The organism is Rhizobium yanglingense, from assembly GCF_977109285.1.
On sequence record NZ_CDSAWY010000002.1, the window covers coordinates 178768 to 194242 of the forward strand.

At 60.9% G+C, this 15475-nt stretch carries 6 protein-coding genes and 8 pseudogenes; 6 read left to right on the plus strand and 8 right to left on the minus strand.

The genetic code is table 11. The features are described from left to right. The first annotated feature begins 35 nt into the window (after positions 1-35). The 4 genes and pseudogenes from fabF to ACW4PC_RS02065 all read left to right on the plus strand — a co-directional run bounded on the left by fabF (position 36) and on the right by ACW4PC_RS02065 (position 4217). Positions 36-1298, plus strand: coding sequence for a beta-ketoacyl-ACP synthase II (gene fabF, locus ACW4PC_RS02050; protein ID WP_455872682.1), 1263 nt, complete (start codon positions 36-38; stop codon positions 1296-1298). Positions 1299-1414: 116 nt separating this feature from the next. After that, positions 1415-2640, plus strand: a pseudogene (mltG, locus tag ACW4PC_RS02055) (endolytic transglycosylase MltG). Positions 2641-2654: 14 nt separating this feature from the next. After that, a pseudogene (locus tag ACW4PC_RS02060) lies at positions 2655-3536 on the plus strand (YicC/YloC family endoribonuclease); the annotation flags it as partial. Between the two features lie 255 nt (positions 3537-3791). After that, positions 3792-4217, plus strand: coding sequence for a hypothetical protein (locus ACW4PC_RS02065; protein WP_455872937.1), 426 nt, complete (start codon positions 3792-3794; stop codon positions 4215-4217). Here ACW4PC_RS02065 and rsmA read toward each other — a convergent pair. The 7 genes and pseudogenes from rsmA to ACW4PC_RS02100 form a co-directional block, all read right to left on the minus strand. Then, positions 4214-5045, minus strand: a pseudogene (gene rsmA, locus ACW4PC_RS02070) (16S rRNA (adenine(1518)-N(6)/adenine(1519)-N(6))-dimethyltransferase RsmA). The gene ACW4PC_RS02065 and the pseudogene rsmA sit on opposite strands and share 4 nt — an antisense overlap. Then, positions 5045-6072, minus strand: a pseudogene (gene pdxA / locus ACW4PC_RS02075) (4-hydroxythreonine-4-phosphate dehydrogenase PdxA). Before pdxA ends, rsmA begins: the two co-directional pseudogenes overlap by 1 nt. Positions 6073-6077: 5 nt before the next feature. After that, positions 6078-7038: pseudogene (locus ACW4PC_RS02080) on the minus strand (peptidylprolyl isomerase). Between the two features lie 177 nt (positions 7039-7215). Continuing rightward, a pseudogene (locus ACW4PC_RS02085) lies at positions 7216-9587 on the minus strand (LPS-assembly protein LptD). Then, positions 9587-10677: pseudogene (gene lptG / locus ACW4PC_RS02090) on the minus strand (LPS export ABC transporter permease LptG). The pseudogenes ACW4PC_RS02085 and lptG overlap by 1 nt, the downstream one beginning before the upstream one ends. A gap of 21 nt (positions 10678-10698) precedes the next feature. After that, positions 10699-11854: pseudogene (locus ACW4PC_RS02095) on the minus strand (LptF/LptG family permease); the annotation flags it as partial. A gap of 94 nt (positions 11855-11948) precedes the next feature. After that, the gene (locus ACW4PC_RS02100; protein WP_455872683.1) at positions 11949-12728 is read right to left on the minus strand and encodes a phosphatase PAP2 family protein; all 780 of its coding nucleotides are present in this window, start codon (positions 12726-12728) and stop codon (positions 11949-11951) included. 165 nt (positions 12729-12893) lie between these two features. On the opposite strand from ACW4PC_RS02100, the gene ACW4PC_RS02105 reads away from it, so the two are divergent. Further along, complete coding sequence (locus ACW4PC_RS02105) at positions 12894-14384, plus strand: leucyl aminopeptidase (RefSeq protein WP_455872684.1); 1491 nt, start codon at positions 12894-12896, stop codon at positions 14382-14384. A 7-nt stretch (positions 14385-14391) separates the two neighbouring features. Further along, positions 14392-14841 carry a DNA polymerase III subunit chi gene (locus ACW4PC_RS02110; RefSeq protein WP_455872685.1) on the plus strand — a complete coding sequence of 150 codons (450 nt, stop codon included), beginning with the start codon at positions 14392-14394 and terminating at the stop codon, positions 14839-14841. A gap of 9 nt (positions 14842-14850) precedes the next feature. Here ACW4PC_RS02110 and ACW4PC_RS02115 read toward each other — a convergent pair whose 3' ends face one another. Beyond that, a complete protein-coding gene (locus ACW4PC_RS02115; RefSeq protein ID WP_455872686.1) occupies positions 14851-15402 on the minus strand; it encodes a GrpB family protein in 552 nt (183 codons plus the stop codon). Positions 15403-15475: the final 73 nt, after the last annotated feature.

Genomic DNA, 15475 nt, shown 5'->3' on the forward strand with positions numbered 1-15475 from the left:
TTGCTTTAGCGAAAGAACAGGCGGGGAAGCTGTCGATGAGACGGGTCGTCATCACCGGTACCGGTATGGTATCACCCTTGGGATGCGGAACTGAAGTGACGTGGTCGCGGTTGCTCGCTGGCCGCAGCGGCGCCCGCCTTGTCACCGAATTCGAGGTGGATGATCTCCCTGCCAAGATTGCCTGTCGCATTCCGGTTGGTGATGGCACAGAGGGCACCTTCAACCAGGATGACTGGATGGAGCCGAAGGAACAGCGCAAGGTCGATCCCTTCATCATCTACGGCATGGCCGCTGCCGACATGGCGCTGAATGACGCCGGCTGGCATCCTGAGAACGACGACGACCAGATCGCGACCGGCGTGCTGATCGGCTCCGGCATCGGCGGCATCGAGGGTATCGTCGAGGCGGGCTATACGCTCCGCGATAAGGGCCCGCGCCGCATCTCGCCCTTCTTCATTCCCGGCCGCCTGATCAACCTCGTATCCGGCCAGGTCTCGATCCGCCACAAGCTTAGGGGGCCGAACCACTCGGTCGTTACCGCCTGCTCGACTGGCGCGCACGCCATCGGCGATGCTGCCCGTATGATCGCGCTCGGCGATGCCGATGTCATGGTCGCGGGCGGTACGGAATTGCCGGTCAGCCGCATCTCGCTTGCGGGCTTTGCTGCCTGCAAGGCGCTTTCCACGCAGCACAACGACGATCCTGAGAAAGCGTCGCGTCCCTACGATCGCGACCGCGACGGCTTCGTCATGGGCGAAGGTGCCGGTATCATCGTTCTCGAAGAGCTGGAACATGCCAAGGCGCGTGGCGCGAAGATCTACGCCGAAATCGTCGGCTACGGCCTCTCGGGCGACGCCTACCACATCACTGCGCCGGCGGAAGACGGTGACGGCGCGCAGCGCTGCATGGCCATGGCGCTGAAGCGCGCCGGACTGACGGCTGCAGATGTCGATTATATCAACGCGCATGGCACGTCGACCATGGCCGACACGATCGAGCTTGGCGCCGTCGAGCGTCTGGTCGGCAATGCGGCATCGAAGATTTCGATGTCTTCGACCAAGTCGGCGACCGGCCATCTGCTGGGCGCAGCCGGTGCCATCGAGGCGATCTTCGCGACGCTTGCGATCCGCGACAATGTCGCTCCGCCGACGCTCAATCTCGATAATCCCGAGCGCGAAACGGCGATCGATCTTGTCCCGCACAAGGCTCGTCAGCGAGAAATCAATGTCGCGCTCTCGAATTCCTTCGGATTCGGCGGTACGAATGCATCGCTGGTGCTGCGCCGCTATACTGCCTGAAGGCGGTTTTTGACAGGACGGAGGACGGGCCCGTACCTTTTGGGAGGGAGGCCTACCTGTTTTTTGCCGTATTGCTTCTTAAAACAGCGGACAGGGCCAAGTTTAGAGGATTGCCGGTGAGCGATACGAATCAGAGCAACGACGCGGCGGGCCACAACGGCCATCCGGCGCAGAACGGGCCGATCATTCCGAAGTCGCCCAATGAAGCGCTGCGCCCGGAACGCGTTCCGGAGCCGCCGAAGCGCTCGAAGAAGGCGCGCAGCCAGGTCGTCATCTTCCTGAACTTCCTGATGACGATGGTCGTGCTTGCCTGCGCCGCCGGCATCTTCGCCTTCTACTACGCGATCTCCAGTTACCAGGACCCCGGTCCGCTGGAGACGAACACCAATTTCATCGTGCGCAGCGGCGCGGGCCTTTCGGAAATCGCCACCAATCTCGAGCGCAACAACATCGTCTCCGACGCCCGCATCTTCCGCTATCTCACGGCGACGTACCTCAACGAGGGGGAGAGCCTGAAGGCCGGCGAATACGAGATCAAGGCGAAGGCTTCCATGAACGACATCATGGAACTGCTGAAGTCCGGTAAATCGATCCTCTATTCGATCTCCTTCCCGGAGGGCCTGACGGTGCGCCAGATGTTCAACCGCATGAGCGGGGATACCGTCCTCGAAGGCGAGCTGCCGACGGCGCTGCCGCCCGAAGGCAGCCTGCGTCCCGATACCTACAAGTTCTCCCGCGGCACGAAACGCTCCGAGATCATCGACCAGATGGCTGCAGAGCAGAAAAAGCTCGTCGACCAGATCTGGGAGAAACGCGATCCTTCGGTCTCGCTGAAATCCAAGGAAGAGTTCGTAGTACTTGCTTCGATCGTCGAGAAGGAGACTGGCATTCCCGACGAGCGCGCGCATGTCGCATCCGTTTTCCTCAACCGGCTCGCCAAAGGCATGCGGCTTCAGTCCGATCCGACGATCATCTACGGCCTGTTCGGTGGTGACGGCAAGCCTGCCGACCGGCCGATCTACCTGTCGGACCTGAAGAAGGAAACGCCTTACAACACTTACGTGATCAAGGGCCTGCCGCCGACGCCAATCGCAAATCCCGGCCGTGATGCCCTGGAAGCGGCGGCCAATGCCTGGAAGACGGCGGACCTCTCGTTCCGTTGCCGACGGCACCGGCGGCCACGTTTTTGCGGCGACGCTACGAAGAGCACAATGCCAACGTCAAGCGCTGGCGCAAGCTTGAAGCTGACAAGGGCGCCGATCCGAATATCGTGGTTGACGGCCAGCCGGAGGCTCAGGCGGCGAAGCCGGCGGCTCAACAGAAGAAAAAGAAGACGAACTGATTTCGGAGGCTCGGATGGCTTTGCAGTCCATGACCGGTTTTGCGCGGCGCGAGGGAACGAGCGGCCGCTGGCGCTGGGCTTGGGAACTGCGGTCGGTCAACGGCAAGGGGCTCGACCTGCGCCTTCGCCTGCCGCCGGGCCTCGAGCGCATGGGAACAGACGTTCGCCGCATTACGGGCGAACAGTTCAGCCGTGGCAACATGCAGGCCAACCTTTCGGTTTCGGCAGCCGAAAACCGCTTCGAAACGGTTCTCAATCAGCACGCTCTGGCCAATGTGCTTGCAATGCGTGACCAGCTTGCAGGCGTCATCGATCCGGCGCCTCTGACCCTCGATACGCTGCTTTCGATCCGCGGACTCGTCGAATTTCGCGAGACGGAGGACAGCGAAGAAGAAATCGCCGCCCGCGATGCGGACGTCACGAAGGGCCTGCTGGCTGCACTTTTTGACCTCAAGCTCATGCGGGAACAGGAGGGGGCTGCACTGTCTCGCGTGCTGCTCAATCACGTCTCGACGATCGAGGACCTGACGCACGCGATCGAACGCGACCCGTCGCGCACGCCGCAGGAGATTTCCGCGCGCATCAAGGCGCAGGTTGCCTTGCTGATGGACGGAGCGGGCGCGCTCGACCGCGACAGGCTGCATGCAGAGGCGGCTCTGCTTGCGACGAAGGCCGATCTGCGCGAAGAAATCGACCGGCTGAAGGCGCATGTCGCGGCCGCACGGGATCTGTTGGGTCGCGGCGGCCCGGTCGGCCGCAAGCTCGATTTCCTTGCACAGGAATTTAACCGCGAATCGAATACCATCTGTTCGAAGTCGAATGCCTCGGCGGTCACTGCCGCCGGCATCGAACTGAAAGTCGTCATCGACCAGTTCCGCGAACAGGTCCAGAATCTTGGAGTAGGACATGAAACCGGCGAAAGCCTCGCCCGTTCCGATCGCTCGCCGCGGTCTGATGCTCGTCGATCTCGTCGCCCTCGGGCGCGGGAAAGTCGACGATTGCGCGGACGCTGCTTGCGCAGGACAAGGCCAGATCGGCCTCTCCGGCAGCGCGACGACCCGCCAGCGGCGCCCCGAGCGAGGTCGAGGGCATTCGACCACCACTTCAAGAGCATCCGCGAATTCGAGCGACTGCGCGATTCCGATGCGCTGTTGGAATGGGCTGAAGTGCACGGCAATTTCTACGGCACGCCGCGCGAACCGGTGGAAGCAGCGATGGCCGAAGGCCGCGACATGCTTTTCGACATCGATTGGCAGGGCGCCCAGCAACTGCAGGAGAAGATGTCGGCGGATGTGCGTATCCATCTTCGTGCTGCCGCCGACGATGACCGAGTTGCAATCACGGCTTCACCGCCGTGCGGAAGATTCTCGGAAGAGGTCGGTGCTGCGCGGCTTGCCGATTCGCGCGCCGAAATCGCCCATTGGCGGGAATATGACTATGTCATCGTCAACGACGATCTCGATACTGCCTTCGACGCCGTGCAGGCAATCGTGGGGGCCGAGCGCCTGCGCCGCGACCGGCGGCACGGCATCTACGATTTCGTCACCAAACTGCTGGAAGAGACGCCGGTTCTTTAAAGCGAATTCGCGAGCAGGCAGAATTCCTCGACGGATAGCGTTTCGGCGCGGCGCTGCGAGTCTATACCAACCTTGTTGAGCAGCGTCTCGCCGCCGAGCGGCTTGAGGCTCTGGCGAAGCATCTTGCGTCGCTGACCGAAGGCCGCATGTGTTACTCTTTCAAGATTGGCGACGGCGCAGGGGATGGGGTTTGCCTTCGGCGTCAGATGCACCACCGTCGACGTCACCTTCGGAGGCGGCGTGAAGGCTTGCGGCGATACGTCGAAAGCCATGCGGGCATCGGCGCGCCACCCGCAGAGTACCGCCGAGGCGGCCATAGTGGTCGTCATCCTGTTCGGCGACGATGCGCTCGCCGACCTCTTTCTGGAACATAAGCGTCAAGGATTCCCGAAAACGGCGGCCACTCTTTTGGCAGCAGCCAATTTACCAGCAGTTGCGTGCCGACATTGTACGGAAGATTGGCGATGATCTTGACGGGTCCCCCAGGCGCCAGCGCCTCGAAATCGGTCTTCAGCGCATCGCCGCCCATGACCTCGAGCCTGCCAGGATAATGAGCGGATATTTCCGCCAGTGCTGGCAGGCAGCGCGGATCACGCTCGACGGCAATCACCTTCTTCGCACCCAGCGCCAGGATGGCGCGCGTCAGCCCGCCGGGTCCAGGTCCCACTTCGAAGACAGGTGCAGCCTTCCAGCGATCCTGCCGTGCCGGGCGACCTTCTGCGTCAGGTTGAGGTCGAGAAGGAGGTTTTGCCCGAGCGCCTTGCGCGCATCGAGGCCGTGACGCTGGATCACGTCGCGAAGCGGCGGCAGACCATCGAGCGCAGCCATCAGCGGTGTTCCGCGGGACGACTGAGATGGGCTGCAAGCTTGAGGGCGGCAATCAGGCTCTTTTCGCGCGCGATGCCCTTGCCGGCAATGCCAAAGGCTGTGCCATGATCCGGCGATGTCCGCACGAAAGGCAGGCCGAGCGTCACATTCGCACCGGATATTGTCGAAGCCGAGCGCCTTGACCGGGATCAGGGCCTGATCGTGATACATGCAGACTGCGACATCATACCGGGCGCGAGCCTCGTCGTGGAACATGGTATCGGCGGGCAGGGGGCCGATCGCGTCGATGCCCTCGGAGCGCAGAAGCTGTATGGCGGGATGAATGATGTCTTCGTCCTCGCGTCCCATCGTTCCGTTTTCGCCGGCATGCGGATTGAGACCGGCGACGGCAAGGCGCGGCCGTTCGATGCCGAAGCGGTGCGTGAGATCGGAATGTGCGATACGGCACTGTCTCTGCGATCAATTCACCGCTCAAAGCCTGCGGCACGTCCTTGATCGGGATGTGAATGGTAACCGGTATCGCCCGCAACTTCGGTCCGGCAAGCATCATCACCGGCCTGACCGGATTGCCGGTCGCGCGGCTCGCGAGATCAGCAAGGAATTCGGTGTGGCCCGGAAACTTGAAGCCGGCCTCGTAAAGAACAGCTTTGGCGATGGGGTTGGTGACGACGCCCGCTGCCTCGCCCTTGACGACCAACGATACGGCCGTTTCGATCGCAGCGATCGTACCCGTTGCAGTCGCGACATGCGGCTCGCCGGCAGCCACCTCGACGCCCGCAGGAACAGGCATGACGGGGAGAGCACCGGCAAAGACATCCGCGGCCGTTGCGGCGTTCGCCTCGGCTATCGCGACGGATAGATCGAGCTGCCGTGCTCTTACTGCCAGCACGTCAGGATCGCCGATCAGAAAGAAGGGCGGCAGGCCGAGCTCACGCCGCCTCAGCCAGGCCATCAGGGTTATGTCCGGGCCAATGCCGGCCGGATCGCCTTGCGTCAGCGCAAGCGGTCGCGAAAACGGGGTAGCCACGGCGGTCAGCGATAGATGATCTGCGCCTTCGTGCGCAGCTCTTCGAGATATTTGGCAGCGTTTTCGTTTTCCGGGGCGCTCTTGCCGGCCTTGGCCTTGTCGAGGTTCCTCCTGGCGGAACACGATCTCAGCGGCGGTGTCGTCGGACACCTCGCGCTGGCTGCAGATCGCAAGATACTCCACGCCCTTGTCCGTCACGCGGGTCGCCGTGGTATTGCCCTTGGCCTGCTCGACCAACGGCTTCCGACTCGGCCGGGAAGTTCCGGCGCGAGGATCGCGGCCGAGTTCGCGGACCGAGACGTCGCGCATCGTTGCTGCAAAGACCTTTGCCTGTTCGCAGCCCGGATATTTCGAACGGGAGGCTTCGGCCTCGCTCTTGCGCTTGCCCGGGCATGCCCTTCTTCGCTTGCGGCACCACGAAGATGATCTGCTGAAGCACGTATTCGGTCGTGACCGGCTTCTTTCGCTTGTTGTTCTCCATCATGCGGCTGACGAGGTCGCTGCTGGAGCATGCGGGCGCTCGACCCGTAGCGCGCATTGACGACGCGCGGCCAGCTCATTTGCACGGCAATATACTGCTTGAAATGATCGGCGCCGACCCCGGCCTGAGTGAGAATTTGGGTAAGCTGCTCGGTGGAGAGCTTGTTTCCGGACGCAAAGCGCGCAGAGGACGCATCGACGTCTTCCTTTGGAGACGGACATGCGCACCCGCGAGATTTCCTGACGCTTCAGGGTCTCGTCAACGAGCGATTCTTCCGCCGTCTTCGCATCGGCCTTCTGGTGCTGGAGACGAAGGAACGCCTGGCGCCTTGCGACGTCGCCCGTGGTCAGCGCCACCCCGTTGACGACGGCCTTGACTTCGCTGGCGGCAAATGCGGAACCGCCCTGTGGCCGAACAAGCGCCGCGAGCACGCAGAAGGCAGCGCCGGCAAACAGAGTCGTGACAGTCTTTCTCGCGCGAATCATGTGTCGATGGCTTGCCATAGACGCTGCGGCAGCAAGTGCGCGTGTACACAGCTTTGCCGAGGCCGGATGCCGCCCCCAAGCGACATCCCTATGCCTCATAACCCGATTGACGGCAATGTCCTGCATAGTGTTGCGGCGAAAGAAAGGCTCGCTTTCTTTCGCCGTCCAATATCGCAATCAATTATTGTAGATATTCTTTTCGATATCGTCAGAATATCCGACGTTGACATCGCCGAGCGTGCGGAACGTAAGTCTGGCGCCAATGCTCCAGTCGCTTGCCGACTCGTCGCTTGTATCGCGTTTTGAAGTATAGGCGATCGTGAAGATCGTGCATTCGTCTTCATAGGAGAGGCCGAGCGTCTTCCTGCTGACGACGTCGTTGTTGAGATCCCACGCAATGCCGCCGAAGACGGACCAGTAGTCCCTGAACTTGACCGTTGCCTTGGTCTGGATTTCATCACCGTCTTCGGCCGATCCGTAATCCGGCTGAGCCGAAATATGGGTGTAGAGAAGCTGGCTCTGGAATGTATCGGTCTGGAATCCGGCCGTCAGATCGCCGCGGCGAAAAGAGAGATCCTTCTCGTCCAGACGGTACGAGGCGGCGAGGGAAAGGCCCTGCGGCGTCTCGATGCCGCCGAGCCCGACATAGTCGGAACGGTCGGTCTCAAGACCTGATTCGCTCCCGCATTCACGAGATCGTCCGTGGCGAACGAGTTCTGGCCGGCAAGATGATAGGACTGGCCGAAAATGCCGTGAAGTTTGTAGCCGTTGTCGAAGGTGCCGGTGTACTGGAAGCCGATATTGGCACGCGTGCCGCCCTCGATGCGATCGTAACCCGAGTACTTGTCGCGCTCGAAGAGCGACGTCGCGTCGAAGACGAAGCTCTGTGCGTCCTCGTTGGGCAGGGCGCCCGCCAGAGACTCATCGGGACGGGCGTAGACTTGGGCAATCGGCTCGAAGACATGCGTGCTGTTGGCCGTCGTCATCAGAATCGGATAGCGCGCTTCCAGGCCAGCGGTAATCATCCCGCGCGTTGCGCCATCACCGTTTTCGAAGTCGCCGTTGTATACGGACGTCCCGCTGATGGAGTTGGGATCGTCCACATTCAACGCCAGTGCATCGCCGCGCGCGGCGAGCAGAGGCGTGATGAGTACGCCCTGCGGCGTCACGAAAGTTCGCTTCCACTCGAGTTCGCCGGTCAGACGCGATGTCTGCCCCTTCAGTGAGAAGCGATCATCACCTGCCGGATTGTCGAAGAAACTGTCATGGGTGCGCGAAATATTCGTGAAGTTGACGTCGAGCGACAATTCGCCGCCGGCCAGCGGCTGCGGAGCCACGGCATGATAGTCTATCACGGGATAGACGATCGCCTGCTGCTTTTCTTCCTCGCTATGCGGATCGGAGTCCTGAACATCGAAGTAGAACGACCTGATGTCGAAGTAATTCCGCTTCCCGAGGCCGGTCAGGTAGACTTGGTTGACATGGGTTGTCTCGTTGAACCCTTTGAGTTCGTAGGTACGCGAGAAGTTATTATCGCTCTGCACCATGACATCCCAGCCGAATGCCCAGCGGGGATTGATCTTGAACTCTGCCTTGGATCCGATCATTCCGCGGTCATCGGCCTCCTGGTCGCTTGTGTCCCGCGGTGAAGCTCTCCGGGCTGCATCTGGTTGATGCCCGCTACGCGCAGGGTATGCGTGCCGTTCTCGAAACGCTGCCGGAACTCCGCGTCGAGCAGGAAGCCCTGATTCGTGTAGCCGGTGCCGCTGACCGTCAGGTCCATGCTGGGCGAGAAGACGTAGTAGTAGGGGACGGTGACGCCGAATCCGAGGTTCTCGATGATGCTAAAACTCGGGAACAGGAAGCCGGACTTCCGCTTGACCGTCTGGTCCGGGACCTCGATCCAGGGGAGGAAGGCGATCGGATGGCCGAGCAATTCGAAGCGTGCCTTCTCCAGCCGGATCGTATGTTTTTCGCCGTTCTGAATGACGCGCTCGGCCTTGACCTGCCAGCAAAGGCGGTCGTTCGGGCCGCTCGGCGCAGGGAAGGCATGCGGTGTAGACGCCCTTGTTGAGGATCATCAGGTTGTCGTTGACGCGCTCGCCGCTTTCGGCCGCGATGCGTGTGTTGTCCGTGGTCTCGATGCGCAGCGCATTGACGAAGCCTTCGGCGAAGTCGTCGGTCACGTCGAGCTTGTCGGAATACATGCGATTGCCGTCGGGGCTGATCAGCTCGATATTGCCGACCGCCATCATGCGGCCGCGTCTTCTGGTTGTATTCGACGCGCTGGGCCACCATTCTGTAGCCCGCATAGTTGATCTGGACGCCCCCGACTGCGGAGACGATCTGCTGGTCGCGGTTGTAGACGAGCTCGTTGGCCGAAAGCATCATTTTCGCTTCGGGATCGATCTTCGGCTGCAGCTTCTGCAACGTCGAATTCTCCTGCGCGAACACCGGCAGGAATGCTTCCAGAATAGCCAGAGCAGAGTCGCCCCTGCGAGCAGGGCAACCAACTGTTTACTAAGAGTCTTGCGGTCGCCTGCCGCCACTAGCCGTCCTCCTGATGAAGCAGAATCGTTGCGCCCAGGGCCAGCGCGACGACGACCGGAATCCACGCCGCCACGAAAGGCGGTACGACTCCGCTGCTTCCAAATGCCTTTACAAGCACGTTGACGACATAAAGCACGAAGCCCGAAAGGATTCCACCCAGAATCACCGACCTCGACTGGTTGAACCGGCTAAATTTTAAAGACACTGTTGCAGCAATGAGAGTCATCGCGACAAGCAGCAGTGGCTGGAGACAGCAATGAGTGAAATTGCGTCTCCAGCGCCTTCGTCGGAACACCGAAGGATTTTGCAATTGCTATTCGATTGGAAAGATCAAAAAAAGCAATGGTTTCAGGCGATGTCAGGCGCTCCTGGACGAAGTCTTGTTTCAAATTGGTGCGAAGCTGGACCGTATCCTTGCGGACCGCGATTTCGCCCTGGCCGGCGCTCGGTAACGTTCTTAAGGAGCCAGTAACCATCTTCCAATTTTGCGGAAGCTGCATCCTGGCGCAGAATCACGCGGCCATCCGAATCGAAGTGGATCAAAACGGCATCGATCAGCAGCGTTCCGTTCTGCTGAATCGTACGAGCGCCGATGATGACGTCGTCCTTTCCGCTGATCTGGCGCAGCCAGGGAACCTGCGGCTTACTGCTTGTCGCCTTCTCCTGGCCGCGCCAATCGGTCTCCACCAGTGCCGCCTGACGCTGGCCCCAGGCCGCGAGCGGATTGATGACCGCCATCGTCAGGATGCCGAGCAGGAAGGCACCGGCGATGAAGGGCGACATGAACTGCCATACCGAGATGCCGGCTGCGCGCGCCACCACGAGTTCATACTTGCGGTTCAACCCGATCAGCACCGTCATTCCGACAAAGAGCGCAATGAACGGAACGGTCTGCTGGATGATGAGCGGCAGTCGGACGGCCGTCATCAGCAGGCCACCGGCAACGGTATAGCCCGGAAGCCCGGACATTCGGCCTGCCGTCTCGCTGAAATCGATAAGAAAGACAATCGAGATGATTCCGAGGAAGAACCAGATCGTTGATCGCAGAGTAGCGGCAAGAAGTAGCGTGCCCGAGGTGCCGAAGATCATGCGCTGCCTCCGGGCGTCTTTCCGAGCGCAGAAGGCAGTCAGCCGCTCGATTCTGTGCCAGATGCCGGCGGCACGTTCGCCCACGGCGGCCGGAATCGAAAGGCGCTTGTGCATATTGAGGAAGCCGCTCGCCGCGACGCCGGCCACGACCGGAATCGCATAGAGCACGCCGATGTAAAACGGATTGGTGTCGATCTGGTTCGCGGCGTAGAACGACGCCCAGCGCAGCGCAAAGGAAAAGGTCAAAGCCGTGACCATCGGGTGCAGGCGCGCCTCGCGATGCGAACGCGCGTCACCGGCGATCGCCAGCGAAATCAGCGCCAAAACGAAAGGCAGAACCCAGTCCGTCAGCCGTCTGTGAAGTTCGGCACGGTATGATTGCGGCCTTGGCGATGTAATCCTTGTCGGCCGGATCCGGATTGAGCAGGAAGCCCAGGTCGCGGTCGCTGGCGCGGAGCGTCGCCTGTCCGCGGTTCTGCGTCAGATCGGAGAGATCGAAAGAATAGGAATCGAATTTGATAATCGAGACGTTGCCGTCGCGGGCTTTGCGCTGAACCTCGCCGTCGCGCATGATGAGCGATGTTCCCGTATCGTCGACGGCGCCCTCGCGCGCATAATAGATCATGTCGAAGGCAGGATCGCGCTCGTCGACGACGAACAGGCCCCTCAGCACGCGGCCGGCCAGCCGCTCGGAAATCTGCACATAGAGACCCTCATCGATCCTGCGGAAGTTCTTTTCTTCGATGACGGTGGACAGAAGATCGGCATAGGCCGCCGCAATCATCTGGCGCGCACCGGTCTTTGCCTTCGGCTCGACGACGTTGTCGACGAAGAAGGAGAACGCGCTAATGACAGCCGCAAGCAGCAGGATCGGCCGGATGATGATGTTTCGCTTGGCACCGGCCGCATCGATAACGGTCAGCTCCGAATCGTTGTTCATCGTTGTCAGCGTCTGCGTGACGCCGATCACAAGGGCGAAAGGCAAGACGACAGGAATAATCGACGGCAGGATCAGCGTCGCAAGCTTGGCGAACGAGCCGATCGACTGACCGCTATCGGTGACCAGGTTGATGCGCTGCAGGACCTGGGTCGTCCATATGATCGCGAGCACCGGCAGCAGCGCTACGAGAAACATCTGGCCGACGCGCCGCAATATGTAGATTTCAAGTAGTTTCATGCCTGCCCTTGAACGCACCTGCGAAGCGGAAGCATCGCAGCAGGAACCATCTAAGCTCTTTGCTGCGCTTTTGCGACAAGCAGGTGTCAAAATTTCATTCAAAATTCAGAATTTTTTGGGCCTGTGTGATGAATTCGGTAAACGCATACACGCCGGCAAAAACGACAATCGCCAATAGCCAGCCGAGTACGATATCGGAAAGGTAGTGCGCGCCGAAGGAAAGCCGCATCAGCGGCGTGAGGAACGAGATCGCCAGAATCGGCAGGAATAGTCCGGTTCGTGCCGGCTGTGGTATCAGCATGACGAGACAGAGCAGCCAGCCGGCGCTTGCCGCCTCTCCGGAGACAAACGAGCAGTTCGAAATGCACTTTCCGGCAAGCGATCCCGCCTGCACAAAATCGAGGGTACCGCCGAAATTGAGAGTCTCGATCGGCCGCGGCCGGCCCCAATGCTCCTTGAGGATGACGTTCGCGATAAGGCCGGGTCCGAGCAGCAGCGATGCCAGAGCGATCTTGAGATTTCGGGCCCGAAGCGCGTTGAACGTAGCACCGTGACGCCAGTAGCAGGCGATCAGCATGGCGAGTTGAACGGCCGCCACAACATACGGCAGCCGGAAGAAGATCGTTCTGAGCGTGTCCAGAAAGGCTGTCTGACGGGAGGGGAAATGTCCGCAAACCTGTGCCGCTGCGTCCGAGGCTTTGCAGGTATCGACGAGAAAGAAATGCCACGACGCTAGGATGTCGACCTGCGGGAAGGTATGGAATATCAGAAGCAGCGTCCACCACAGACAGAAGAGGCCGATGAATGTACCTCCCGCGCTGGGCGGAAAGCGAACTTGGGAGCCGGATAATTTGTCTGCAAGACTAGCGGTCACGTCAGGGCATTCTTCTCGTGGTTTTCGGCACCATCTCAAGCACAGTTGCTTTTTAACTCGGTATCGCGGATTTGTCCATGGCTTCCCGATCAAGCCTTGTTTTCGACGCTGAAACCCGAAATTATCGCCGCCGGTTGGATTCCGCAGAATCCGAATGGAGAAAACATGGCAGCCAAATTCGATATCTCATTTTCAAAGTCGGCCAAGATCAGCGGCGGACTGACCATTCTGTTGAAGGCAAGCGACGCCGATTTGGCTGCGGGAGCTGAGATCGCCGACCCGGCCGGTGTCATCGCCAGGGCCGCGAAAATTGCCAAATTCTCGGCAAAACCGGTGAGTACGCTTGATCTTGTCGCCCCCGAAGGCTCGCCGGCCGAACGCGTCATCGTGGTTGGTCTCGGCAAGGCCGAAGAACTGACGGCGCATGACTGGCTGAAGGCTGGCGGTACGGCTGCCTCGAAGATCAAGGGAGCCGAGAAGGCGACAGTCTTCATCGACGCGCCGGGCGTTGGCGTCGATGCCAGGGCTGGGGCCGATTTCGCGCTCGGCATGTTGCTGCGGGGCTACAGCTTCGACACCTACAAGACGAAGAAGACCGATGACGAGGACAAGGCGAGCGGCAAGGGCAAGGTTACTATCGTTACCGCCGATGCAGCTGGCGCAAGGAAGGCCTTTGCCGATGCCGAAACTGTCGCCGATGGCGTCAACCTGGCGCGCGATCTCGTGAACGAACCGCCGAACGTCCTTGGCCCCGTCGAGTTCGCCGCGAAGGCAAAGGAACTGGAAAAGCTCGGTGTCGAGGTCGAAATCCTGACGGAGCGCGAGATGAAGCGCCTCGGCATGGGGGCGCTGCTCGGCGTCGCCCAGGGTTCCGTCCGTCCGCCGCGCCTTGCCATCATGCAGTGGAAGGGCGGAAAGGCCAAGGAGCGTCCCGTCGCCTTCATCGGCAAGGGCGTCGTCTTCGATACAGGCGGCATCTCGATCAAGCCGGCAGCGGGCATGGAAGACATGAAGGGCGATATGGGCGGTGCGGCGGCCGTTACCGGCCTCATGCATGTGCTTGCGGCGCGCAAGGCGGCCGTCAACGCGGTCGGCATCATCGGCCTTGTCGAGAACATGCCGGACGGCAATGCCCAACGCCCGGGTGATATCGTCACCTCGATGTCCGGCCAGACGATCGAGGTTATCAACACCGATGCCGAGGGGCGTCTCGTGCTCTGCGACGCGCTTTGGTACTGCAACGACCGCTTCAAGCCGCAGTTCATGGTCAACCTTGCGACGCTGACAGGCGCTGTCATCGTGGCGCTCGGCAGCGTCTATGCCGGCCTGTTTTCGAACGACGACGCGCTTGCCGGCCAGTTGACGGAGGCCGGCTTCTCCACAAGCGAGAAGGTCTGGCGCATGCCGCTCGGCAAGGAATACGACAAGATGATCGACAGCAAGTTCGCCGACATGAAAAACACCGGCGGCCGCTATGCAGGTTCGATCACGGCGGCGCATTTCCTCAAGCGCTTCGTGCAGGACACCCGCTGGGCGCACCTCGATATCGCGGGCACCGCGATGGGCTCGCCGCTGGATGAGATCAACCAGTCCTGGGGCTCCGGCTTCGGCGTCCGCCTGCTGGATCGCCTGGTGCGCGACCACTACGAAGCCTGATTGCGCAATGACGGAAGTGCTGTTCTATCATCTGACCGAATCCAAGCTGGAGGACGCGCTGCCGCCGCTCGTCGACAAGAGCGTCGGGCGCGGCTGGCGTGTCGCGATCCAGGTGAAGGAAACGGCTCGAAGGGATGCGCTCGACGCGCACCTGTGGACTTTCCGCGAAGACAGCTTTTTGCCGCACGGCACCGACGAGGCTGAATTCGCCGAAGATCAGCCCGTCCTGGTGACGGCATCGGCCGGAAACGCCAACGCTGCGACCGTGCGTTTCGTCGTCGACGGCGCCGAACCGCCGTCGCTGGACACTTATGAGCGCATCGTCTTCATGTTCGACGGATACGACCAGGAGCAGCTCGAAGCCGCGCGGGCCCAGTGGAAGAGGCTGAAGAGTGAGGGGCATAGCCTCACCTATTGGCAGCAGACGCCGGAGGGACGCTGGGAGAAGAAGGCCTGACCGCCCAGGTCAGACAAGACCGCCGTCCGTCACGACCTTGTCGATGAAAGCCTTCTTCGAGGCGGTATAAGCGGCGCGATTTTGGGCATATTTCCGCGCAAGATCGATCTTCAGCTCTTCATAGGCTTGGACGAGAATGGGATCGCTCCGAAGCCTATCGCGGAAAAGAATGTTCCGCTTCCAATTGTGACCCTGATATTCGACGATATGGGCGAGGTGCGTGCGCGTCTCGCCCTTGATGCCGCGGCCGAAGATGTAGTCGTCGGGCACGATATCGGCTCCAGCATAATCGTAGCCGATCTGTTCCATCGGGCCGACACAGGTCGCTCCGTCTTCGAAACGTCTGACGCCGATCAGAATGTCGATGATTGGTTTTGCTTTGATCGCCGGGATGGCGGTGCTGCCGAAATGCTGGATGTCGAGCGCCAGAGATCCGAGCGCACCTCGGATTCTAGCCTCTTCCAGCGCATAGGCTTCCCGCCACCTGGCGTCGGGAGCGGCGAGCGTGACGGTCAAATGACGCACGCCCAACCCGAAAGATTCGTCTTGCTCCTGCTGCATCGTATTGGACGTCCTTGGCGAGGCTCGATCTTGCCACTCTAACAGTCAACGCTAGCACTGGCAGCCGGCCGAC